The sequence below is a fragment of the Kribbella sp. NPDC054772 genome (assembly GCF_053611945.1).
Genome location: NZ_JBSHBJ010000008.1, coordinates 19,614 through 41,712, shown reverse-complemented (window position 1 = coordinate 41,712; position 22,099 = coordinate 19,614). Strand labels below are relative to the sequence as shown.

Annotated in this window: 24 protein-coding genes, 1 tRNA gene and 1 riboswitch; of the genes, 13 read left to right on the top strand and 12 right to left on the bottom strand. The window is 68.5% G+C overall.

The genetic code is table 11. From position 1 onward, the window contains the following. The first annotated feature begins 23 nt into the window (after positions 1–23). The 3 genes from ACWGID_RS15485 (at position 24) to ACWGID_RS15475 (ending at position 776) form a co-directional block, all read left to right on the top strand. A tRNA-OTHER gene (locus ACWGID_RS15485) sits at positions 24–101 on the top strand. A gap of 142 nt (positions 102–243) precedes the next feature. Beyond that, entirely contained in the window at positions 244–534 is a 291-nt protein-coding gene (locus tag ACWGID_RS15480) for a DUF6247 family protein (protein ID WP_452197130.1), read from the top strand. Continuing rightward, positions 531–776: a type II toxin-antitoxin system RelE family toxin gene (locus tag ACWGID_RS15475; RefSeq protein ID WP_452197129.1), complete on the top strand. Its 246-nt coding sequence runs from the start codon at positions 531–533 to the stop codon at positions 774–776. Before ACWGID_RS15480 ends, ACWGID_RS15475 begins: the two co-directional genes overlap by 4 nt. A gap of 158 nt (positions 777–934) precedes the next feature. Here ACWGID_RS15475 and ACWGID_RS15470 read toward each other — a convergent pair whose 3' ends face one another. Continuing rightward, positions 935–2,224, bottom strand: coding sequence for an alpha/beta hydrolase (locus ACWGID_RS15470; protein WP_452197128.1), 1,290 nt, complete (start codon positions 2,222–2,224; stop codon positions 935–937). A gap of 81 nt (positions 2,225–2,305) precedes the next feature. Between ACWGID_RS15470 and ACWGID_RS15465 the strand changes: the two genes are divergently transcribed. After that, positions 2,306–3,097, top strand: coding sequence for an alpha/beta fold hydrolase (locus ACWGID_RS15465; RefSeq protein WP_452197127.1), 792 nt, complete (start codon positions 2,306–2,308; stop codon positions 3,095–3,097). 3 nt (positions 3,098–3,100) lie between these two features. On the opposite strand, the gene ACWGID_RS15460 is transcribed toward ACWGID_RS15465, so the two are convergent. From ACWGID_RS15460 to ACWGID_RS15450, 3 genes are all read right to left on the bottom strand, one after another. Next, positions 3,101–3,409: a hypothetical protein gene (locus ACWGID_RS15460; protein ID WP_452197126.1), complete on the bottom strand. Its 309-nt coding sequence runs from the start codon at positions 3,407–3,409 to the stop codon at positions 3,101–3,103. Between the two features lie 335 nt (positions 3,410–3,744). After that, positions 3,745–4,962, bottom strand: a complete 1,218-nt coding sequence (locus ACWGID_RS15455) for a hypothetical protein (RefSeq protein ID WP_452197125.1) — start codon at positions 4,960–4,962, stop codon at positions 3,745–3,747. Between the two features lie 285 nt (positions 4,963–5,247). After that, positions 5,248–6,027, bottom strand: coding sequence for a hypothetical protein (locus ACWGID_RS15450; RefSeq protein ID WP_452197124.1), 780 nt, complete (start codon positions 6,025–6,027; stop codon positions 5,248–5,250). Positions 6,028–6,348: 321 nt separating this feature from the next. Here ACWGID_RS15450 and ACWGID_RS15445 point away from each other — a divergent pair, with 321 nt between their 5' ends. Further along, positions 6,349–7,473 carry a hypothetical protein gene (locus tag ACWGID_RS15445; protein ID WP_452197123.1) on the top strand — a complete coding sequence of 375 codons (1,125 nt, stop codon included), beginning with the start codon at positions 6,349–6,351 and terminating at the stop codon, positions 7,471–7,473. Further along, the gene (locus tag ACWGID_RS15440; RefSeq protein ID WP_452197122.1) at positions 7,470–8,675 is read left to right on the top strand and encodes a hypothetical protein; all 1,206 of its coding nucleotides are present in this window, start codon (positions 7,470–7,472) and stop codon (positions 8,673–8,675) included. Before ACWGID_RS15445 ends, ACWGID_RS15440 begins: the two co-directional genes overlap by 4 nt. On the opposite strand, the gene ACWGID_RS15435 is transcribed toward ACWGID_RS15440, so the two are convergent. The 4 genes from ACWGID_RS15435 to ACWGID_RS15420 all read right to left on the bottom strand — a co-directional run bounded on the left by ACWGID_RS15435 (position 8,610) and on the right by ACWGID_RS15420 (position 12,475). Then, positions 8,610–9,119: a GNAT family N-acetyltransferase gene (locus ACWGID_RS15435; protein ID WP_452197121.1), complete on the bottom strand. Its 510-nt coding sequence runs from the start codon at positions 9,117–9,119 to the stop codon at positions 8,610–8,612. The two genes, ACWGID_RS15440 and ACWGID_RS15435, sit on opposite strands and share 66 nt — an antisense overlap. Before the next feature lie 123 nt (positions 9,120–9,242). Beyond that, positions 9,243–10,232, bottom strand: a complete 990-nt coding sequence (locus ACWGID_RS15430; protein ID WP_452197120.1) for a serine hydrolase domain-containing protein — start codon at positions 10,230–10,232, stop codon at positions 9,243–9,245. Between the two features lie 160 nt (positions 10,233–10,392). Continuing rightward, positions 10,393–11,010 carry a tyrosine-protein phosphatase gene (locus ACWGID_RS15425; protein WP_452197119.1) on the bottom strand — a complete coding sequence of 206 codons (618 nt, stop codon included), beginning with the start codon at positions 11,008–11,010 and terminating at the stop codon, positions 10,393–10,395. A gap of 40 nt (positions 11,011–11,050) precedes the next feature. Beyond that, positions 11,051–12,475, bottom strand: a complete 1,425-nt coding sequence (locus ACWGID_RS15420; RefSeq protein WP_452197118.1) for a DHA2 family efflux MFS transporter permease subunit — start codon at positions 12,473–12,475, stop codon at positions 11,051–11,053. 94 nt (positions 12,476–12,569) lie between these two features. On the opposite strand from ACWGID_RS15420, the gene ACWGID_RS15415 reads away from it, so the two are divergent. After that, positions 12,570–13,232, top strand: a complete 663-nt coding sequence (locus ACWGID_RS15415; protein ID WP_452197117.1) for a TetR/AcrR family transcriptional regulator — start codon at positions 12,570–12,572, stop codon at positions 13,230–13,232. Positions 13,233–13,312: 80 nt separating this feature from the next. Further along, positions 13,313–13,498: a YegP family protein gene (locus tag ACWGID_RS15410; RefSeq protein ID WP_344188618.1), complete on the top strand. Its 186-nt coding sequence runs from the start codon at positions 13,313–13,315 to the stop codon at positions 13,496–13,498. Positions 13,499–13,561: 63 nt separating this feature from the next. Here the strand turns inward: ACWGID_RS15410 and ACWGID_RS15405 are convergent, their stop codons facing one another. Beyond that, positions 13,562–13,924 (bottom strand): YciI family protein, encoded by a 363-nt coding sequence (locus ACWGID_RS15405; RefSeq protein WP_452197116.1) that lies wholly within the window; start codon positions 13,922–13,924, stop codon positions 13,562–13,564. Positions 13,925–14,029: 105 nt separating this feature from the next. Here ACWGID_RS15405 and ACWGID_RS15400 point away from each other — a divergent pair, with 105 nt between their 5' ends. Both ACWGID_RS15400 and ACWGID_RS15395 read left to right on the top strand, forming a co-directional pair. Further along, positions 14,030–14,992 carry a threo-3-hydroxy-L-aspartate ammonia-lyase gene (locus tag ACWGID_RS15400; RefSeq protein ID WP_452197115.1) on the top strand — a complete coding sequence of 321 codons (963 nt, stop codon included), beginning with the start codon at positions 14,030–14,032 and terminating at the stop codon, positions 14,990–14,992. A gap of 295 nt (positions 14,993–15,287) precedes the next feature. Further along, positions 15,288–15,455: riboswitch (cyclic di-AMP (ydaO/yuaA leader) on the top strand. Beyond that, positions 15,455–16,315 (top strand): C40 family peptidase, encoded by an 861-nt coding sequence (locus tag ACWGID_RS15395; RefSeq protein ID WP_452197114.1) that lies wholly within the window; start codon positions 15,455–15,457, stop codon positions 16,313–16,315. (Overlaps the previous riboswitch by 1 nt.) Before the next feature lie 179 nt (positions 16,316–16,494). Here ACWGID_RS15395 and ACWGID_RS15390 read toward each other — a convergent pair whose 3' ends face one another. Then, positions 16,495–17,151, bottom strand: coding sequence for a response regulator (locus ACWGID_RS15390; RefSeq protein WP_452197113.1), 657 nt, complete (start codon positions 17,149–17,151; stop codon positions 16,495–16,497). After that, positions 17,148–18,410, bottom strand: coding sequence for a sensor histidine kinase (locus tag ACWGID_RS15385; protein WP_452197112.1), 1,263 nt, complete (start codon positions 18,408–18,410; stop codon positions 17,148–17,150). Before ACWGID_RS15385 ends, ACWGID_RS15390 begins: the two co-directional genes overlap by 4 nt. A 143-nt stretch (positions 18,411–18,553) precedes the next feature. Between ACWGID_RS15385 and ACWGID_RS15380 the strand changes: the two genes are divergently transcribed. The 3 genes from ACWGID_RS15380 to ACWGID_RS15370 all read left to right on the top strand — a co-directional run bounded on the left by ACWGID_RS15380 (position 18,554) and on the right by ACWGID_RS15370 (position 20,677). Beyond that, on the top strand, positions 18,554–19,444 hold the full coding sequence (locus ACWGID_RS15380; RefSeq protein WP_452197111.1) for an ABC transporter ATP-binding protein: 891 nt from the start codon (positions 18,554–18,556) through the stop codon (positions 19,442–19,444). A gap of 32 nt (positions 19,445–19,476) precedes the next feature. Beyond that, positions 19,477–20,283 (top strand): ABC transporter permease, encoded by an 807-nt coding sequence (locus tag ACWGID_RS15375; protein ID WP_452197110.1) that lies wholly within the window; start codon positions 19,477–19,479, stop codon positions 20,281–20,283. A gap of 205 nt (positions 20,284–20,488) precedes the next feature. Further along, positions 20,489–20,677 carry a DUF3073 domain-containing protein gene (locus ACWGID_RS15370; protein ID WP_452197109.1) on the top strand — a complete coding sequence of 63 codons (189 nt, stop codon included), beginning with the start codon at positions 20,489–20,491 and terminating at the stop codon, positions 20,675–20,677. Between the two features lie 237 nt (positions 20,678–20,914). Here ACWGID_RS15370 and purM read toward each other — a convergent pair whose 3' ends face one another. After that, positions 20,915–21,988: a phosphoribosylformylglycinamidine cyclo-ligase gene (gene purM, locus ACWGID_RS15365; RefSeq protein ID WP_452197108.1), complete on the bottom strand. Its 1,074-nt coding sequence runs from the start codon at positions 21,986–21,988 to the stop codon at positions 20,915–20,917. Positions 21,989–22,099 lie beyond the last annotated feature (111 nt).

Below are 22,099 nucleotides of genomic sequence, written 5' to 3'. Positions count from 1 at the left end.
TGCACACAAGTTGCACGGATCGCGGTCAGGGTCCACCTGACCTGCGGTTATGTGCGCGCCTGAAAAGCGGAAGGTCGGCGGTTCGAGACCGCCCCTGACCACCCCTGTGACCTCGCTTTGGGAATCGCCACCACACGTCGTGTGGGTGATCGACCGTGACCGCTTTCGCCAGGACCGCCGGTCAGTTCGGTGGGTGTGGATAGCTTTGATACGCGGAGGGTCTGCTCAGAGTAATCTGGTGACATGACTGCTCAGCCGATGCAGAGCTCGCCGGACGACCCCAGCGAGATCCTCCGCCTCTTGCCGGAGAAGTGGCATGAGCAGTTCCTCAGCGAGTACCACGGCGCTCTAGACGCTGCCCACGAGGTGTGGCGCTTCCAGCAGCTGCGGGACGTGTTGCACCTCTGGCGCCTGCGGGCGGTCGCGTACTCCGATCCGAGCTTCGATCAGGCATTGCAAGCGACCCGCGAGGATCGAGCTGACGAGTTCGTGCCGGCAGAGCAAGCGATACCGGGCTGGTCCGATCGGCGGTGAGCTACCGCGTGGAGTTTCACGCATCCGCATTGGCCCAGCTGCAAGGACTGCCTTCATCGGCATTCGATGCTTTGGTCGAACGTGTCAGCAAGCTGGTCGGTGCGCCGTGGGAGACCCAAACCCTCGATCGAGATGAGCCGAGCTTTCGGCAATGCACCTTCGGTGGCCTCGGGCTGCTGTCCTTCTACGTCGACGACGATCGCGAGCAGATCCGGATCTTCGACGTGACCTGGGTCGGCTGACGGAGCGACCCGCTAGGCGACGGTTCTCACCTTGCTGTCGAACTGAAAAGCGGAAGGTCGGCGGTTCGAGACCGCCCCTGACCACCACAAACCCTCTCCGCGTCAGCTGGGGAGCAATTTTTTCTTCCCACGCACATTCCGCAGTCGCTACCGCAGATTCAGGGCTGGGTGCGTGGGGTTGTCCGGCTTGTGAGTTCGGTGACTAACCAGGGGTAGGCGGAGGCGAAGGCGGGGGCGGCGAACTGCCAGGTGTGGGTGCCGGGGCTGACGTCGACGCGGGACCAGATGCCGACCTTCGCCGCCGCCTTGGAGAGTTGCCGTGCCTCCGACTGGTGGCGCGGTTCGTCGGCGCTGGTGAGGAACAGGCCGCTGACGTTTGTGTAGCGGCCGTGTGCACGCATGACGGGGAGCGCCTCGTTGGCATTGCGGGCGGCGATGCTCCCGCCGTACAGATCCTGCAAGGTCTGCGCGCGAGTGCCCGTGTACGGCGCGAGGTCGCCGGAGATGTCGACGAAGTGGTTGAACACGTTCGGATACTTGACGACCAGGTCGATCGAGCACGTGCCGCCCATCGAGAACCCGGCTATCGCCCACTGCCGCGGGTTGCGGGAAGCGCCGAAGGTCTTCTCCACGTACTTGGGGATGTCGAATGCCAGGTGATCGGCGGCGTTCCCCCGCGGGCCGTTCACGCACTCGGTGTCGTTGCTGAATCGACGGGTCGCATCGGCGAAGACGAGGATCGGCGCGTAGCCACCGTGGAGCCGCGCGTAACTGTCGGACGTCTGTACGGCGTTGGCGAGGCGCACCCAGTCGCCCGGGCCACCGCGCTGGCCGCCGATCATCTCGACGACCGGCAGGACCGGACGGCGATGACCGACGAACCAGATCGGCGGTAAGTACACCAACTCCTGCCGATGGCCGAAGTGGCTGTACGTCGCTGGGATGGTCACCGCGACGAGCTTCCCCGCCGTTGGGATGTTCGCGGCTCCAGCAGCGTGCATTGCGCTCGGGAGCGAGGTCTGGCCCGGCAGCGGGGTGTGGGTCCAATCGTTGATCGCGGACCCGAGCGTGGGGTAGTAGCCGACGAACTGGTTGATCCCGTTGGCGCAGACGAAAGCGGCGAGCGCCGCGGCGAGCAGCGCCGTACCGCGCCTCCACCATCGCGCGCTGCGCCACCCAGCCACCAGTACGAGCAACGCGGCCGCTGTCGCGCCGAGCCAGAACCACACCGCGAACGGCACCGGATCCACCTGCCGAGTCGCCCGCGCGCCCGGGTACGCCGCCAGCATCGCCAGGAGCACCGCGGCAACGACGACCACCGGCAGCACCCGCCACCGCCACCGCTGGTCCCGCCACCCCACCGCAAGCAGCAGCACAGTGACCGCGACGACCTCGATCGTCACCGGGAACCAGCCACCGAGCAGCGACACGCCCCTCCAGCCATCCACAGTTCGAACGTAGCTCCCTCTCCTTAGAAGGCGTTGAGTCGTACCGTGGGGAGAGGGACTTGTTGTTTGGGGGCGGTAGTGATGCGGAAGGCCTGGGAGCTTCTGAGTGCGGGACCTGTGGATGCGGAGCGGTCGGTTCTGCTGTTGCCGGGTGGGGCCAATGCGGCGCGGTCGTTCGATCTGGTGATGGCTGAGGAAGCGCTGGCCGGCGTTCGGCTGGTGGCGACGACGCTGCCGGGGATGGCGGGTGCCCCGATGGCAGGCGACGACGTGTCCATCCCGGCCTTGGCGCGCCGGGCCGGGGAGCTGGCGAAGGAGCTCGGCTCCGACGTGGTCGTTGGCTTCTCCCACGGTGCGACGGTTGCGCTGGAGATGCTGCTTTCCGGCCACTTCCACGGGCCGGTCGTGCTCCTCGGGATCAGCCTGTCGACCGAGGACGATGCCTGGATCTTCCGGGCCGCCGTGCGGACCTCGGAAAAAGTCGGTCACTGGCCGATGGCCCTCCTGATGAAGGGTATGCCGCTGATGGCCCGGTCAGCCAAAACGCCCGATCCGCACAAGCGAGACCTCATCGAGGACCTCAAGCAGAACCGAGCCGGTGATTCGGTGCGGACCTCCAGCACGTACCTCGACTACATCGCTCTCGACCGGGACTACGCAGGTCTACTGGCCGCGTGTGGCAGCCCGGTGTGGGTAGTCCACGCCGAGAAGGGGGACGGTGGGCTCACAGACGCCGAGCGCGCCACTCTCGAGGCGGCGCCCAACGTCACCTTGGTGACGATCCCCGGCTCAGTGTTCCTCCTCCCTGACGAGGCACCACAACAGACCGCGGCTGCAATCGCCGCCGCGGTCGCTGTCGCGCAAGCCCACTGACGGTCAGGGGCGGAAGGCGCCGAAGAGGAGGCGGCTGAGGAGTGTGGCCAGGAGGAGTGCCACGAGGCCCGTGAGCGCAACGACGGACACGACGCACGCGAGGTTCTTCATGACGGTCAGGCGTGGGGTCATGTGGGTGAAGCCATCGCTCAGGATCGCCACGGTCGCAAGTGTTGTGAAGGCGACCGCTGCGACCGCGAGCACGAGGTAATGGTGTCCGCCCAAGGTCGCGGTGGCGGTGAACTTCGAGGCGTGATCCAGCCACGCACCTAGCGTGTACATCCAGATCACGGTCGCCAGGTCAGCCGCCATCAGGAACCACAGGATGAACGGCCGCCGAGCCGGCGCTCGGGTCCCGGGGCGACTGAGTAAAACTGGAGTCAGGTATCGGCCGGTGGTGCCGGCCCTGCGGCGAGTGGGCGCGCGACGGGCGGTGGTGGCGGTACTGCGAGTTGGCCCCCGGCCCGCGGCGAGGTCCGCACCGTGGCGAGTGGCCCGGGCGGCACGACGAGCGCCGTACCCCTCACGCGTGCGGGTGGCTCGAGAGACGATGGTCATGCTCGCTCCTCGGGTGGACGGTCGGCGCGTGTTCCATTACGCGATGACCTGTGCACACAGGGCGAACATTGGTGCCGCGGCGGCACCAGCTAGCGGACGGCCAGTTCCGCGGTCAGGAGCGAGCCGGCCCCGGTTGTACTGGTGAACCATGGATGTGTGCCGGTGCCCTCGAGGAATTGCTCGATGTCCGCCGGAGCGGGCCCGCCCGAGAAGAGTGGCTCCGCGCTTGGGCTGAACGCTTGGATGAGGTGAATGAGGCGTTGCTTGCGTGGCCGGCTGCTGCGCGCGAGCCGCGACTCGGCGACAGCCCGCCGCCACTCGCTCAGCACCAGTTGAGCCCGCCGCAGCCGGAGCAGTTCGCTGTCCGACCGAGCAGGCGCCGTACCGCTGTCAGCGTCGAAGACATCAGCCCGCAGATGCTCGACAGAAGCACCACGCAGCGGCACAACCTCTGTAAATACAGGCTCCTCGGCATCGGAGCGGAGCGTCAGCAGCACCGGATCCTGTGCCTCGCCCGAGCGACGATCGACGAGCCGTACCAGCAACCGATCCGCAACGACAGGCGAAGGCATCGACGCGTACGCCGGGACAACCACCCGCACCGCCGCTCCTCGTGCCGCAACCAGCCGTACGTCGGAAGCCGCGATCCGCGCCCGCAACTGCCGAGGGTCCACCCCGCTCTGATCAGGCAACGCGATCGGCGAACGAGCAGGAACCTTGAAACCACCGACAGGTACCGCGGCCCGGAGATTCCCCCATGCGGTCTGAACAGCAGCCAGCGTGGTGTCCGGCCCATCCACCTCCCGAGCCAACGCGGCGTACCCGGCGGTCAACCGGGACAACCCCGCGAAAAGGGCCCTAGGCAACGATGTCGCGGAGTCGGTCAAGTCGTTCAGAACGGACGTCACCTCACCGGCCGATCGGCGGGCGAGGACGAGTGCGCGGTCGACGAGGGTACGTCGGAGTTCGCCGGCCGCCAGTGGGCTCGCGGCCTGTGCGCGGACGACCGCACGCTCGGCATCCAGCAGGCCCTGGCGCAGCGGTACCTGCAACCACCAGTCCAGCGCATCGACGACCGCGAGCCGCAGCCACGCACCCGCTCCGGCACAATCGACGGGTACGTCGCTCGTCGCCACGCCCGTCGCCAACAGGCGATCGATCTCGGGTACCGCGATTGCGCCGAGGATCGTCTCCAGGAGATCCCGGTCTGCCTCGGCCCAGCGGCGTACCTCGACCGCATGCCAGCGCGAGGGATCGGCCAGGTCGATCTCGGCGGTGACCCCGGGGGCCAGGTCGACGGTCCGCACCAGATCTGCGGGGGTTGGACTCGTGAGACGTACGGAGGGCGTTGTCAGAAGGGCGATCATCAGGTCGGACCCTCCTTCACGCGCGGCCGGTCGGCGCTCGAGGTCGTTGTCGAGGCCAACGATCTCGAACAGCGCGCCATCGGATGGAGACGGTCACCAAAGGTTAAGACCACAGCAGTCGCTGGTAAAGAGCACGTAAACCAAGAACGCCTCACTTCGCTCGGCGAAGTGCAGGAGGTGGCCAAGCCGTGGGGTGGAGGTGGCGAGGGCGGCGGAGCGGACGCGTCAGGCTGCGGAGCTGGCCAGGGTTCGCGCCATCCGGGCGCCGGTTCGGCTTGGGCAGGTGGTTGGTGCGGGGGTGTCGGTCCAGGGTGGGGCGGAGCGTCGCGCCAGTTCGAGGAGTGCTAGCCGGCGAAGGCCGTGGTACCCGCCGGCTCGGCTCCAGACTGTCTTCGTCATCGTGCCGGCGCGCGGCAGAGCGAGCTGCCGGAGCTCGGTCGCGCTGCGCAGGAACCCTTCCCGCCGCCGGTCCCGCAACTCGAACACCTGCGGCCCGGCGAGCTCCTCGTCGTCCGCGAGTTCGGTCAGACCGGTCTCGAGGTCGAGCTCCAGCCACGTGAGGTACTCGACGAAGGCCAGCACCAGGATGTGCCGGTCCGGCGGCATCCCGCTGGGCCGATCGGCGGCCAAGCGACGCAGCCTGCTGAGCTCGCTCTGCTCACGCCAGATCAGCCGGACCGTCCGGTACGCCGCCCCCGCGTGCGCCGGCGGCAGCGCGAGCCGGGTGACACCGTCCGCCGCGGCCGGAAGGACTGGCAGCCCGGGCTGCCGCCGCGCGATTCCCGCCGCCGCGATCCCGAGCGTCTCCCAGGCCTGGCCGTGTTCCCCCGCAGCCCGGAACGCCATCGCCCGCGCGACGGTCCGCAGATTCGCCCCGACGTACGGGTCACCCACCCGACCCTCGCCGAGCAGTCGCAGCGCGGTCCGCCAGTTCCCCGCCTCCAATGCCCGGATCGCCTCGACATCGCCGGTGGCGATCGTCGGTACGGCGGCTGATCCATCCATGGGGCACCTGGTTCCGCTGGTGATGGGTCCTCGGAAAATCTCCCGTCGCCACGCCGCGGACGGCTTCAGTGAACTTCAGTGGATTACAGCTAATCCCGGTATCAAAAGTAGAACGAGGTGTACTGCAGGTCAACGCCCAGTATCATTTCGACCGTGAGTCACCCCAAAATCGCAGTGAGTTGACCGATCTCCGACTGGCGACACGTGCAGGATCTGCGGCTGTCCAAGTACAGCCCGGGTCGGTAGAGTTGGGTAGATTAGGTGTACGATCGGCGAATCCGTGATCGACGCGGTCGACTGACCACCTTTCGGGAGTGAACAGTGGCCCCTTCACCAGAGGCCGTTCGACTCGCCAGGAGGCTCCGTGAGCTCCGGGAGTCGCAGCGACTGACCCAGAAGGACGTGTCGCGCGCACTCAGTGCGGACACCCGGGTCGCCGTCGCCACGATCAGCTCCTGGGAGTCGCAGTCCAACCCGAAACTGCCACCGGAAGAGCGGCTGCGGTCGTACGCACTGCTGTTCTCCAAGCCCTCGATGCCCGAGCGGCTGCCCCGTGAACAGGACCTCACCGGGTCCGAGCGGGAGCTCTTCACCAAGCTGCACCGCGAGCTGGTCACCCTCCGGGACGACGTCCGCCACCAGCAGACCGATTCCCCGTCGAGCAACGGCTCGTACACCTTCGACTTCGAGTCCGGGCGGATCACGATCATCTGCCCCGAGGCCCCCGAAGACGGACGTTCGCCGCTGGCGGACGAGAACAACCCGAACCACACCCGCCTCTACAAGTACGCCGACCTCGACGCCCTGATCGAGATGTGGGGTCACGTGCGCGCCTCCAACCCGGAGCTCCGCGTCCGGCACCGACTGCCGTCCGAGGTGAGCGCGGACCATCTGTCCGGCCACCTGGTCGTGCTCGGCGGCACCGCCTGGAACCAACTCACGGGTCGGCTGCTGCGCGTCCTGAACGAGCTGCCGATCAAGCAGCTGACGGTCAAGGACGTCGCCGACGGCGAGATCTTCCGCTCCCGCGACGGCCGGGAGTACCGCCCGGTCTGGGAGGAGCTCGAGGCCGTCAAGCCCGACGAGGCCCCGTCGAAGGCGAAGCTCGAGGAGATCCAGGCGCAGGACGCCTGGGACGGCCGGACCCCGCGGGAGCTCGTCGAGGACGTCGCGCTGCTCGCCCGGTTGCGGAACCCGTTCAACCGGAGCCGCACCATCACCATCTGCAGCGGCGTCTACAGCCGCGGCGTGCTGGGAGCGGTCCGGGCGCTGACCGACGATGCCGTGCGCGAACGCAACGAGGCCTATCTGGCCAGCCGGTTCCCGAACGGCACCTTCGGACTGCTCCTCAGGATCCCTGTCGTCAACGGCGAGGCCGTCACTCCTGACATGGAAATCTCGGAGAACCGTCTTTACGAATGGTCTCCCGACGAGGAGGACGAATGAGCCGGCGCATCACGCACGGCCAATCCCACTCAGCGCTGCTGCACGATGTCTCCAAGGTCAAGGTCTCCCCGAAGGCACGCACCCGGGTGGACGCGATCGTCGTCCCCGCCGCGCGGCAGGCCTCCGCCTTGCAGAACGTCATCTCGCTGTCCATCCAGCTGTCCGTACCGCTCGTCATCCTGTGCAGCCGCCAGGCCAAGACCGACCTGGTCCGCGAGCGCGTCGAAAGCCTGAAGAACTTCGGCGCCCAGGCACTCATCATCGAGGTGCCCGAGAACTACCGGCCGCCGTGCACCGCACCGTTGACGTCCGGACCGGAGTTCGCCGAGGCCTCGGCGGACCGGTCGAGTGACCTGAGCGTGAAGCGCAACATCGGCCTGCTGCTCGGCCGGCTGCGGGGCTGGAACAAGATCTTGTTCGTCGACGACGACATCAGCCAGTTCAACCCGCGCGACGTCGACCGGCTGAGCGAGTACCTCGACAGGTATCCGGTCGCGTCGATGGTCAGTCAGTACTTTCCGGACAACTCGGTGGTCTGCCACGCACGACGCCTCGCCGGTTTCCAGCAGGACATCTTCGTCAGCGGTGCGGCCCTCGGCGTGAATCTGAACCACCCGGACCTGTCGTTCTTCGCCGACATCTACAACGAGGACTGGTTCTTCTTCGCGCGCCAGGCCGCCAGCCGTACGCTGCCGAAGATCGGTGTGGTCCGGCAGGAGGCGTACGAGCCGTTCGCGGATCCCGGACGTGCGGAACGCGAGGAGTTCGGCGACATCCTGGCCGAAGGGCTGTACGCGCTGCTGGAGGCGACGCCGAACTGGAGCTTCAAGGACCAGCTTGCGGCGGTGACTCGGAAGAGCCACTGGCGGACCTTCCTCGAGCAGCGGCTCGACACGATCCAGACGACGTACAAGGCACTCCAGCAGGCCGAGGTGTCGGCGAGCCCGACGAACTACCTGGACATGCTGAACGCCTGCAACTCGCTGCGGAGCGCGGAGACCCAGGCGACCGGCATCTCCCCGGACCTGTGTGTCGACTTCATCGAGAAGTGGCACGAGGACGAGGTGCGGTGGCAGCAGATGTTGCGTCGTTTCCCGTCCGGGCTGAGCGAGCAGGACGCGCTGGCCGAGCTGCAGCTAACGTCCTGGTTCTCCTGTGGGTACGGCCAACTGGCCGGCGTGTCGGGGACGGCTGGCGCGTAGCCGGATCTCGCGGCGTCCGGTGCCGTCCCTGAGCGGCTGCCGCTCACCGGTCGGGCAGAAACCGAGCCGGTCGTACACCTCTTGTGCGACCGTGTTCGTGTCCAGCACCCAGACCCTCCATTCGGTGACGTCCGGATCGGCCGCCGCGAGCTGCCGGAGGATCGCCCGCAGCACGCCTGTACGGCGGTACCGCGGGTCGACCCACACCGACTCGATGTGCCGTTCGTCCGCCGGCCGTCCCGCGACCCGGACCGAGCTCGCGAGCCCGACGATCCGGCTCTCGTGGCGGGCGACGACCCATCGCATCCGGGTGAACCGCTCCCGCCAGCCGTCCTCTCCGACGATGACTTCGTCCTCGTACTCCGACATGTACGCCGACGGGGAGTCCTTCAGCGCCCGGAGGCGGACCTCCCTGGCGATCGGCCAGTCTTCGGTACCGAGCATGGCGAGTTCCAAGGTCCCGGACCCCTTCGGGAGATGGCATCAAGACATCCATACCAGTGTCGCCGTTTCGGCCCTGGACCAAACCGATTGCCGGACAATCTCACATTCTGTGGCAGCAAGAGGTCATCGGCAGATCGCCTGGTCGACGAACGCGTCGACCGACTTGTCGGGGTTGGTCTTGAAGTCCGGCGTCACGGCGATCGTCACCTGCCGCCGGGTGTCCTCGGTGGCGAACGAGTAGGCCTGGTACGCCAGCGCGTCGCCATCGTTGCCGTAGACCCGGACCCCGCACTTGGTGTCGTGCCACGACAGGCCCAGCCCGTACGTCCCGTCCTCGGTGCCCGGCGTCTTCATCGCGTCCAGCAGTCGCGCGGGCAGCAGGTGACCACCGAGCAGCGCGGCGAAGAACCGGTTCAGGTCCTGCGTCGTGGAGATGATGTCTCCGCCCGCGCCGAACAGCGTCGGGTTCATCTCGGTGAAGTCGATCAGCCCGCCGTCCTTCGGCACGTAGCCGTGCGGATGCGGTCCTCGCAGGTACGTCGACGTACCGGGCATCGTCGTACCGTGCAGACCGAGGGGGCGGATCAGGCGGCGCTCGATCTCCTCGGAGTACGTGTGGCCGGTCGCCTTCTTGATGATCTCGCCGATCACGAGGTAGTTCGTGTTGGAGTAGTCGTACTGCGATCCCGGCGTGTCGAACACCGGCGGGTTCGCGACGGCGCGCTGGATCTGCTCGGCCGCGGTCCAGGTGCGGTACCGGTTCGCGTAGAACTCGGCGCTCGGCGGCATCGGCAGCGTGTTCTTGTAGTCGAACAAACCGCTGGTGTGGTTGAGCAATTCGCGCACCGTGATGTTCTCGCCGTTCGGCACCACACCCGGCAGCCAGTGCTCCACCGAGTCATCGAGCCGGATCCGCCCCTCGGCAACGAGCTGCAGTACGACGGTGGCAACAAACGTCTTCGTAATACTCCCCGCCCGGAACCGCCCCGCGACCGGCACCTTCCGCGAACTCCCCAACTCCGCGACCCCACTACTACCGCGCCACACCGCCCCACCGTCCCGCACCTCGGCCAGCGTCCCGATTGCCACCACGCCGTCCAGCCCCTTCTGCATCTCCCCCGCAGAAGCAACCCCCGTCCCCGGTACCAAACTCGCCACCGCCGCCGTCAACGCCACAAACCCCTGACCCAACATCCCGATCTCCTCTTGTCTGTCCCGATGCCCTCACCCTTTCCTGCGGCTCGAAGACAGACATCGGGGATCGCCCGGGGAATCACCCGGTGAGGCGGGCAACCAAATCGTCGAGATTCGTAGTGGTTGCCCCGGAGTTCAGGAGGTACTTCGTGGTGGTGTCGTGGGTGGTGTGGAGGTGGGTGAGGAGTCGGAGCATGGTGTCGGCGTCGGCGCCGGATGCTTCGTAGTCGGCGGCAACTGTTTCGGTTGGTACGCCGAGTAGGTCGAGGGTCAGGGCGATGACGACACCGGTGCGGTCCTTGCCTGCGTGGCAGTTCACGACGACGCAGCCGGGTGGAGCCTCCGCGATCGCCACGACAGCTGCCGTCACGCGGCCGGCGTAGTCGTCCACGAGGATGCGGTACATCTCGAAGAGGTCCAGGTCCGACACGTCCGGGTCGGAGGGGTCCCAGAGTGGGACGTTTCGCACGCGCGGGTCGGCGGTGTACGGGGATGGGAACGTCTCGCACTCCCAGACGCTGCGCAGATCCACGAACCGGCTGATCCCGCAGGCCTCGACCGCAGCGATGCCTGCGGGGCTGAGCTGGTCCAGGTTGTCGCTGCGGATCAACCGCCCCGCCTGCAGTTCGCCGCTGGCTGTTTGTAGTCCCCCGAGGTCTCTGACGTTGCGGCAGTCCGGCCAGCTCAGTGGGCGCATGGCGATCACCTTAGACCGGCCGGACATTGCCTCAGGCAACTTATGCGGCGGCGGTGGCCTCGGTGAGCTGTTCCGAGGTGGGCTGCAGCTGCGGCGTCGCCAGGGTGAGGAAAACGTTGGCGACCGCGAAGACGGCGGCGGCCAGCAGACCTCGTTCGTACCCGGACTGCAGCGCCTGGAGTTGTGTCGCTCCGTGCGTCAGCTCGTTGGTCGTGTGGGTGATGGAGAGCGTCGTGACGATCGCGAGACCGAGCGCACCGCCGACCTGGTACATCGCGTTCACGACCCCGGACGCCGCGCCGGCCTCAGCCGGACGGACCTCGGACACCGCGCTGATCTGACCGGGGACGCCGACCCCGATGATTCCGAAGCCGAAGATGATCAGCCCAGGCAACAGTTCCGAGCTGTAGTTACCTGTCGCGTTGGCCTGCGAGAGAAGCAGCAGCCCCGTGACACTCAGAACAGCACCCGCAAGCTGCACCGTCCGCGTGCCGAGCCGCTGCACCAACTGCGACGCGAGCACCGCGCCGACGATCGCCGCGCCACCCATCGGCAGGAAGTGCACGCCCGCCTCGAGCGCACTGTCCCCACGCACCTGCTGCAGGTAGATCGCGGTCAGGAAGAACATCGACAGGAACCCGGCACCGTTCAGCGCCAGCGAAGCGCCCGAGACACTCAGTGCGCGCGACCGGAACAGCCGCAGCGGGACCAGCGGCGCCGCCGACCGGGCTTCCACCAGCACGAACGCGGCGAGCAGGACGACACCGGCCGTCAGTACGCCGACCACCTCGAACGATCCCCACCCGGACGGTTCCGACCGGACCACGCCGTACACGACCGCCATCAAGCCGGACGTGCCGAGGATCGCGCCGAGCGTGTCGAAGGTACGGCGGCCCGTCGCGTGCCGTACGTCGGGGACGAAGACCGGGATCAGTGCGACCAGCGCGAGCACGATCGGCACGTTCACGAAGAACACCCACTGCCAGCTCAGCTTGTCGACCAGCACGCCGCCCGCGACCACACCGAGCGTGCCGCCGAGGCCGGCCAGACCGCCCCAGACGCCCATCGCGATGTTCCGCTCGCGACCGTGCGCGAACGTCATGGTCAGGATCGCCAGCGCCGCCGGCGACAGCAACGCCCCGCCGAGGCCCTGGACCGCCCGCGCCCCGATCAGGAACTCGGGCGAGTTGGACAGACCGGCCACCAGCGAGGTGACCCCGAAGAGCAGCAGGCCCGCGGTGAACACCCGGCGCGGCCCGAGCAGGTCCGCCATCCGCCCGCCGAGCAGCAGGAAGCCGCCGAAGAGCAGGGTGTACGCGTTGATCACCCACTGCAGGGAGTCGGCGGAGAAGTGCAGGTCCGCCTGAATGTGGGGCAGCGCGACGTTCACGATCGTCACGTCGAGCACCACGATGAACTGCGCGAGAGCCAGCACCGCCAGGGTGGCCCAAGGACTGCGTCGCATCGCCGTACCTCATTCGAAGTCTCAGGTCTACGCCGTATGTATACGGCGTAAGCTTACGGAGTAGACACTAGGTCTACGGTGTAAACTTGTCAACGTGATCACCAAGGAGAGCTCTCGACGCCTGGATCCGGCGAAGGTGGTGGACAGCGCGCTGGCCATCGCCGACGACGAAGGACCGGCCGCCGTCTCGTTCCGGAAGCTGGCCGCGCAGCACGACGTCACGCCGATGGCGATGTACCGGCACTTCAAGGACAAGGACGACCTGCTCGCCGCACTCGGTGACCGCCTACTCGCGGACGTCGTGCTGCCAGAGCCGACCGACGAGCCGTGGGACACGCAGCTGCACCGTCTGCTGACGGCGTTCGTCACCGCGCTCCGGGCGCACCCGCGCCTCGCGGACCTGACACTCGCCCGGATCCTGGTCGCAGGGCCTGGGCTGGCGCTGTCGGAGCGGGCGCTGGAGCTGCTGATCGAGGGCGGATTCTCGGTCGACGACGCGGCCGAGGTCGGCCGGCAGTCGATCTGCTCGCTGATCGCGCTGGTCACCACGGACCCGATCGCCCGCGAGGTGAGCGACCCCGAGGCCCGCGAGGCCTCGCTCCGGACGAAGCGGGCCGCCCTAGGCGCGCTCTCGCCGGAGCGGTACCCGCTGATCACCTCCGCCGCGGGCGCCCTGATCTGCCCGTCGTCCCGCAATCGGTACTACGCCCTCGGCATCGACCTGGTGGTCGCCGGAATCCGCGGCGTACTCGAGTAGCGGGTGTCTGACCGCACGGAGAGGGTTGGAACGGCTACGCTCCGAGACGGAGCGACACCACTCTCTATGGAGGTACACCGATGGCGGGGAAGTTCGAGCTCTACAAGGACAAGTCCGGCGAGTTCCGGTTCCGCTTGAAGGCCGGCAACGGCGAAGTGATCGCGACCAGCAGCGAGAGCTACAAGACCAAGGCCTCCGCGCTGAACGGGATCGAGTCGATCAAGAAGAACGCCGCCGAGGCGAACCTCGACGACCAGACCGACTGAAACGTCAAGAAAACAAGGGGGTTTCTCCAGCGCTTGCCGGAGAAACCCCCTTCTTCTGCCGACTCAGAGACCGTCGGCGAACTCCACCCCGCGGACCTCGACGCCGAGGCCTTCGATGGCGGCGTCCGGGATCTGCGCGGCCAGCTCGCAGGCGCGCTCCCGGGACGCGACGTCGACCAGGTAGTAGCCGCCGAGGAACTCCTTCGACTCGACGAACGGCCCGTCGGTGACCGCCGGGACCCCGCCCCGGACCGTGACCACCGCCGACTGGGCCGGCTCCTGCAGCGCGACCGTGCTGTGGAACTCGCCCGACGCCTTGATCGCCTCCATGAACTTCTCGTGTCCGCTCATGATGGCCTGCTGCTCCGCCTCGGGCAGCGCGCCGAGCACGTCGGGGTTGATGTTCAGGATCAGTAGGTACTTCACGATGTCTCCCTTACGCGCGGCCCCCGGTGGTGGGCGCCTCTCATTCATCAGTACGGAGCCGCCCGCCGCGTCTTGACATCCCCTCGCGGCCGATAACGTCCCTCCATGACCGTGTTGAGTCTCACAGATGTTCGCGCGGCCGCGGGTCGCCTCGCCGGAGTTGCGCACCGTACGCCGGTCCTCACCTCGCGGACCCTCGACGAACGGGTCGGGGCGCAGGTGTTCCTCAAGGCGGAGAACTTCCAGCGGATCGGCGCGTTCAAGTTCCGCGGGGCCTTCAACGCGATCAGCCGGCTCACTCCCGAGCAGCGCGCGGCGGGCGTGGCGGCGTACTCCTCGGGTAATCACGCGCAGGCCGTCGCGCTGGCGGCGCGGCTCGCCGGGATCAGCGCGGTGATCCTGATGCCGGCGGACGCCCCGCCGACCAAGCTGGCGGCGACCCGCGGGTACGGCGCTGAGGTGGTGACGTACGACCGCTACACGCAGGATCGGACCGCGCTGGCGCAGGAACTGGCGAGCGAGCGGGGACGGACCCTGATCCCGCCGTACGACCATCCCGACGTGATGGCCGGCCAAGGGACGGTGGCGCTCGAACTGATCGAGGAGGTCGGGCATCTCGGGGCGCTGCTGGTCCCGGTCGGCGGTGGTGGGCTGATGGCGGGCTGCGCCACCGCGGCGACCCTGATCTCGCCGGGGATCCGGATGATCGGGGTCGAGCCGGAAGCGGGTGACGACCATGTGCGGTCGCTGGCCAAGGGCGAGCGGGTGGAGATCGCCGTACCGCGGACGATTGCGGACGGGCAGGCGATCTCGACGCCGGGGGAACTCACGTTCGCGGTGAACCGGCGGCTGATGGAGTCGTGCGAGGTGGTCAGCGACGCGGAGATCGTGGCCGCGATGGCGTTCGCGTTCGAGCGACTGAAGATCGTGCTGGAGCCGAGCGGCGCCAGTGCGCTGGCCGCACTGCTGGCCGGGCGGATCCACGGGCTGCCGGAGCGCGTCGGAGTGGTGCTGTCCGGCGGGAACGTCGGTCTGGACCGCTTCCGCGAGCTGCTCGGAGATAGCTGAATTCACAAGGACTTCAGGGTGCCCTCGCCACCCTCTGTGCCTGTTGTCACAGAAAGCCACCATCAACTGTGACCGAGGTCACACGGAAGCCGCCATTCGTCGCCTGTGGACCGCTCAGTCGCGCTCAGGACACCTGATGTTCACCCAGGCTTGCTGATCCGTCAGAGGCCTTTTCAGGGCCTTTTGAGAACGACTCTGTGGATCTGAGGGTTTGCGTCGTGATCATCCTGTTATACAGTCGTCGGCGGTTCGGTAAACAACACGAACCGCACACGGGTCAACGCCGAGCCCTGCCAGGGCCCATGTGCTCCCCTCGAACACCATGGCAGGGGTGGGGGACCCAGGAAGTTGGGTATCGACCGTGAGTGGCCGAAACCCTGGGGTGAAGTCCGCGGGAGCGGACCGGGCTATGAATCCCAGCCCGAACCCGACAGCTAACTTCACAGGCGTCGGGAGACAACCATGCCCGTCACTGCCCGACGGACGTCGCTTTCGCGCGCCGTCAGCCAGCTCGCTGAGGCGAGTACCGACCGGCCCAGCGGCCGGACCCTGGCGAAGCACCGCAAGTCCACCCGCCCGGGGACCCCCCGGGCCGCTGCCGCCGTTCTCTCGGTCGGCCTCGCCGTTGGCGGTGGAGCGGCGCTGAGCCTCACCACCACGCCGGCGACCGCCTCCGCCAGCACGGCCATGACCGCGGCTCAGCAGCGCGGCCACATGAGCATCCCGAGCCGGCCGCTGCTCCGGCAGGGCGACTCCGGCCCGACCGTCAAGTACGTCCAGAAGGCCCTGCACCTGGGACCGGATGGCTACTTCGGCACCAGCACCGTGCGGGTGCTGAAGAAGTTCCAGACGTCCTGGGGCCTCAAGGCGACCGGTTACACGGACAAGAAGACGTGGGGCCGGCTGACCTGGGCCGCCAAGCACAAGGTGCTCTACGGCAAGTACGGCGCCAGCGCGAGCAGCGGCACCACCACCTTCCGCGCGAAGGTGCTCCGCGAAGCGGCCAAGCTCAAGGGCACGCCGTACCGCTACGGCGGCACGACCACCCGCGGCTTCGACTGCTCCGGCTACACCGGCTACGTGTACAAGAAGGCCGGCCACGCGCTGCCCCGGACGTCGCGTCAGCAGTACAGCGCGACCAAGCACATCAGCCGCAGCGCCGCGAAGCCCGGTGACCTGGTGTTCTTCCGCAACGGTGGCGGCGGTGTGTACCACGTCGGCATCTACGCCGGCGGGAACATGCTGTGGCACGCCTCGAAGCCGGGTCGCCCGGTCGCCAAGGCGAAGATCTGGACCAGCAGCGTGGCCTTCGGCCGCATCTGAGTCCTGACCGGTTGGCGCCCTTCCCCCCATTGGGCGCCTGCTGGTCGTCAGCGTCCTCATCCCCCCAGGCACGCTGGCCCCTGAAACCGGCCTGAGCCGTCGCTCTCCCCTCACCCCTCCGACGGCCCGGGCCGGTTTCCTATGTCCCGGCCTTCCATCGCTGAGGAAGTCTGGCGGCGCTAGTCGTCGAGGAGGCCGGCCTCGTAGGCCAGGATCGCCACCTGGACGCGGTTGGTGGCGTCCAGCTTCACCAGGGCCCGGGAGACGTGCGCCTTGACCGTCGCCTCGCTCATGAAGAGCTTCTTGCCGATGTCGGCGTTCTGCAGGCCGCGACCGACCGCGACCAGCACCTCCCGCTCCCGCTCGGTGAGCTTGCTGATCCGCTCCTGCGCCACCCGCCGCCGATCCGCCCGCGGGTCTCCGGCGAAGTGCCCGATCAGCCGGCGGGTGACCGCCGGCGACAACATCGCGTCGCCCGCCGCGACCACCTTGATCGCCTGCACGAGCTCCCGCGGCGGCGTGTCCTTCAGCAGGAACCCGCTCGCCCCGGCCTGCAACGCCCGGAACACGTAGTCGTCCAGGTCGAAGGTCGTCAGTACGACGATCTTCGGCGGCTCCGGCAGCGCCTGGACCTCCCGGGTCGCGGCCAGCCCGTCGAGTCGCGGCATCCGGATGTCCATCAGTACGACGTCCGGCCGGTGCTTGGTCACCATGGCCGCGGCATCCGCTCCGTCGTCGGCCTCGGCGACCACCTCGAGGTCGTCGTCGGACTCGAGGATCATCTTCAGTCCGGCCCGGACCAGCGCCTCGTCGTCCACGATCAGCAGCCGCGTCATCGTTCCCCTTCGGTGCGGTTCAACGCCGTCTTGCGATGCAACGCGGTATCGCGAACCAGAGCCGCGTCGCGGTCCAGCCCCGGTTCCATCAGCACCGGCTCGGCGTCCTGCCGGTGATCGTCCCACGGCAGCCAGGCCTCGACCCGCCAGCCACCCTTCGGTGTCGGCCCGGTCGTCAGCCGCCCACCGACCAGCTGCACGCGCTCGCGCAGCCCGACGAGCCCCGCGCCGGCCCCCGGCAGCAGTGACTCGGCTGCCACCGGCCGCACGTTCGTCACGCGCACCGTCACGCCCTCACCGCGAGCACCGTGGACCATGACGTCGGTCGCCGCGCCGCGGGCGTGCTTGTGGACGTTGGTCAACGACTCCTGCACCACCCGATAGACGGTCCGCCCGACCGAGTCCGGTACGTCGTCCGGCAGCGCACCGACGTACCCGACTGTCACCCCGGCGTCGCGGGAGGCCGTGATCAGCCGCTCCAGGTCCGCGGCCTGGGGTACGGGCGCCAGGTCGGCGCCGGCCACGCTGACGTCGGACCGCAGTACGCCGAGGACCTCACGGAGGTCCTCCATCGCTTGCCGGGCGGTCTCGCGGATCAGGCGGGCCGAACCCTCGACCTTGTCCGCGCCGACGGTCGGGTTCACTTCGAGGCCGCCGGCGTGCAGGGCGATCAGCGAGACCTTGTGGGCGAGTACGTCGTGCATCTCCTGCGCGATCCGGGACCGCTCGCCGAGGCGGGCCTGCTCGCTGCGCAGCTCGCGCTCGGCCTCGGCACGTTCGGCGCGGTCCCGCAGGGAGGCCATCAGGTCCCGGCGGGCGCCGATGTACGCACCGATGGCTATCCAGGTGCCGATGAGGAACGGTCCGGTGAAGACCGACACCCAGAGCTGTCCCCGGTCGCTGACGCTGTTCAGGACGTAGGCGGCGTACGCCGCGAGGCCGAGGATCGCCAGCGCGATGTCCCGGCGGCGGATCGCCAGCGTGAGCAGGGCGAGGCCCATCGGGACGAAGATCGACGCGGTCAGCAGCGCGAGGACGGTGATCGCGGTGACGGTGACCGGGAAGCGCCGGCGCCAGAACAGCGCGAGCGACGCGACCACGCCGGCTCCCAGGACATACCAGTCCTTGACGCTCCAGCCGTTCCCGCCGGACGCCGCCTGCAGGACGATCGTCAGCAGGCTGAAGGCGACGTACAGGAAGTCGCGCAGGCGCGGGGCATGTCTGACCCACCAGGCGTACCACCGGCGCAACCGTCGCATTCAGTCACTGTAATTGGCCGAACGACGCCGGCACGTCCCCCATCTGGCTGGGTTCTGGCCTTCTCCCTGACAACTTTCGTAGGGGGTGATCGCAGCCGCTCGTCCGATGTGCGACCGGGGTCGGTGACGGTTGACTCGTTGTCATGATCACCGTCGAGAACCTGACCAAGCGCTACGGCAGCACCGCGGCTGTCCAGGACGTGTCGTTCACCGTGCAGCCGGGCAGCATCACCGGCTTTCTCGGCCCGAACGGCGCCGGCAAGTCCACCACGCTGCGGATGCTCACCGGGCTGACGCCGCCGACCTCCGGCACCGCCACCATCACCGGCAAGCGGTACGTCGACCTGCCGAACCCGGGCCGTGTCGTCGGGGTCATGCTGGACGCCGCCGCCCAGCATCCGGGCCGCACCGGCCGCGAGACGCTGCTGCTGAACTCCAGCCTGCTCGGGGTGCCGAAGACCCGCGCCGACGAGATGCTCGAGGCGGTCGGTCTCGAGCACGCCGCGAAGCGCCGCGTCGGTCAGTACTCGCTCGGTATGCGGCAGCGGCTCGGGATCGCCGGCGCGCTGCTCGGTGACCCCGCTGTCCTGATTCTCGACGAGCCCGCCAACGGGATGGACCCGGAGGGCATCCGCTGGATGCGTGGGCTGCTGCAGGACTTCGCCGCCCGCGGCGGCACCGTGATCCTGTCCAGCCACCTGCTGGGTGAGGTCCAGGCGACCGTCGACCGACTGGTCGTCATCGGCGGCGGCCGGATCGTTGCCAACGGCTCCCTGGAGGAGCTGCTGGCCGGGACCGGCACCAAGGTCCGCGGCCTCGACCCGATCGGCCTGAACCAGGCCCTCACCGCCGCCGGCCTGGACCTGGAGCCGCTCCCGGACGGTTCGCTGCGCGTCGACGCCACCGCCGAGCAGGTCGGGCGCGCCGCCGCCGCTGCCGGCCAGATCCTGCTCGAGCTCCGCCAGAGCGACGGCGCCGGCTTGGAGGACCTGTTCTTCCAGCTGACCACCGCACCAGCCGCCGCGGCCGCCTGATCACACCTACTTCCAGCTTCCAGGAGAATCCGATGACCACCGTGACCGACGTCGCACCCACGGCGCCCGCCAAGCACCGGGCCGAGGTGGCGACCAGCCTGCCGCCCGCGCGCGGCCAGTCCTTCCTGAAGCTCGTCACCATCGAGCTCCGCAAGTCCGTCAACACCCGCAGCGGCCGGGTCCTGATCGCTGCGATCCTGCTGATCGCGCTCGCCGCGCTGACCTGGCAGTTCACCCACCTGCCGAAGGGCCTGGCCGGCTTCGACGGCTTCCTCGGCGCCGCGTCCACCGGCGTGATGCTGCTGCTCCCGGTGATCGGCGTGATGGCGATGACCTCGGAGTGGACCCAGCGGACCGCGCTGACCACGTTCACGCTGTCGCCACGCCGGGTCCGGGTGCAGCTGGCCAAGTTCGTCTCCGCGGTCGTGCTGAGCGCGGTCGTGATGACCGTGGTCGTCGGGCTGGCGTTCGTGAGCACCGCCCTGGCCGGTGCGGTCACCGACCACGCGACGTCGTACGCCGGGCTCGGTGGGCTGCTCGCCGGGGCCTACCTGACCGTCGCGCTGAATGTTGTGATGGGCGCCGCGTTCGGTGCCTTGGTGCCGCAGACCGCGGTCGCGATCCTCGCCTACTTCATCGCGCCGACCGCCTGGTCGCTGGCCGGGCCGGCGCTGTTCAAGGACAACGCGAACTGGCTCGACGTGTTCGGCGCGCTCGGCCGGATCGCGGAGCGTGACCTGCACGGGATGGTGCCGGAGACGCTCACCGCGGTGGGGGTCTGGATCGTCCTGCCGACCATCGTCGGACTGTGGGCAAGCTCACGTCGCGAGGTCAAGTAACAGGCGCCGGACGCGGCGGGGTGAGCCGGTTTGAGGGGATCGGCCACCCCGCCGCTGCGGCGATCGGACCGCTTCGGGGTCACGCCAGGGGGCCGGTGCGTGTGTCGATCCTCAGCTCCGGGTATCCTTGAACCACGATTACTGACGACTGATCCGTGGGCGCCACGCAGCGTACCCGGTTGACTTGTGCGAGGGGGTCGACGCTATGGGGCGCGGCCGTGCAAAGGCCAAGCAGACTAAGGTCGCACGCGACCTGAAGTACCGCACCTGGGACACCGACCTGGACCAGCTCAAACGAGAGCTGTCCGGTGGCGAGCAGGGCGGCACCAGTTCTGCGAACGGCGACAACGACGGCGACGGTGACGACGCCGACGACTACCACCCCCGTCGGTAAGCAACATCAGCCCGGCTGAGCTGCTCGGCACCCCGTGGGGTGGCTGAGCAGTTCTCCGTGCGTCCGACGTAGTTCCACCACACCAGCACCACAGGTGAGTTCTTGCTGCGCAAGCCGGCGGGCCCAGGCAGCACGACCATCAGGTCGGTGCTCCTGTCGGTGGTCAGGTCTCTGTGACACCGCCGCGCCCGGTGCAGCCAGGCGCGGCGGTCCGTGCCGCAGGATCTGCTCGGCGCGCTACTTGGCGTAGGCCCCTTCGAGGGTGACCGTGCCACCGGCGTTCGCGGTGACCTCACCGCAGACCCATGCCGGGATGTCCCGCGCGGCCAGCGCCTGGATCGCCGCATCGGCCGACGCCGGGTCGAGGACGGCGACCATGCCGGCGCCCATGTTCAGCGTCTTCTCGAGCTCCGGCAGCGCGACGTCTCCGAGCAGTCCGACCAGCCCGAAGATCGGCGCCGGCGTCCACGTCGATCGGTCGATCCGCACCGACAGGTCGTCCGGGATCACTCGCGCCAGGTTCGCCGCGAACCCGCCGCCGGTGATGTGCGACATCGCGTGCAGCGGCTTCTCGTCCGCCCCGTTCAGCTCCTGGATCAGCTCCAGGCAGTGCTTCGCGTACACGCGCGTCGGCGTCAGCAGCACCTCGCCCAGCGTCGTACCCAGCTCCGGCACCACCCGGTCGAGCGTCCACTTGGCCCGGTCGAAGAACACGTGCCGGACCAGGCTGTACCCGTTCGAGTGCAGTCCCGACGACGCCATCGCCAGTACGACGTCTCCCGCGCGCACCCGCTCCGCGCCGAGCACCTCATCGGCCTCGACGACACCGGTCGCCGCGCCCGCGACGTCGTACTCGTCCGCCGCCAGCAGACCCGGGTGTTCGGCGGTCTCGCCACCGACCAGCGCCGTACCGGCCTCGACGCACGCCTCGGCGATACCCTTCACGATCTGCGCGATCGTCTCCGGGACCACCTTGCCGGTGCAGATGTAGTCGGTCATGAACAGCGGCTCGGCACCGCACACGACCAGGTCGTCGACGACCATCCCGACCAGGTCGAACCCGATCGTGTCGTGCTTGTCGAGCTTCTGTGCGATCGCGACCTTGGTCCCGATGCCGTCCGTCGAGGTCGCCAGCAGCGGCCGCCGGTACGACGTCAGGGCGGTCGCGTCGAACAGCCCGGCGAACCCGCCGAGTCCACCGACCACCTCGGGGCGGGTCGCCTTCGCCACCCACTCCTTCATCAGCTCGACGGCCCGGTCACCGGCCTCGATGTCGACCCCGGCGGCGGCGTAGCTCGCCCCTTCGCTCACGTTTCTCTCCCTGCTACAGCTCGGTACGGCGGCTCTGAAGCCGGTACGTCGTACGTCCGGCGTCCCCGCCCAGTCTGACGGACCGGCTCGCGCAGCGCGCCGCCCGGTCCC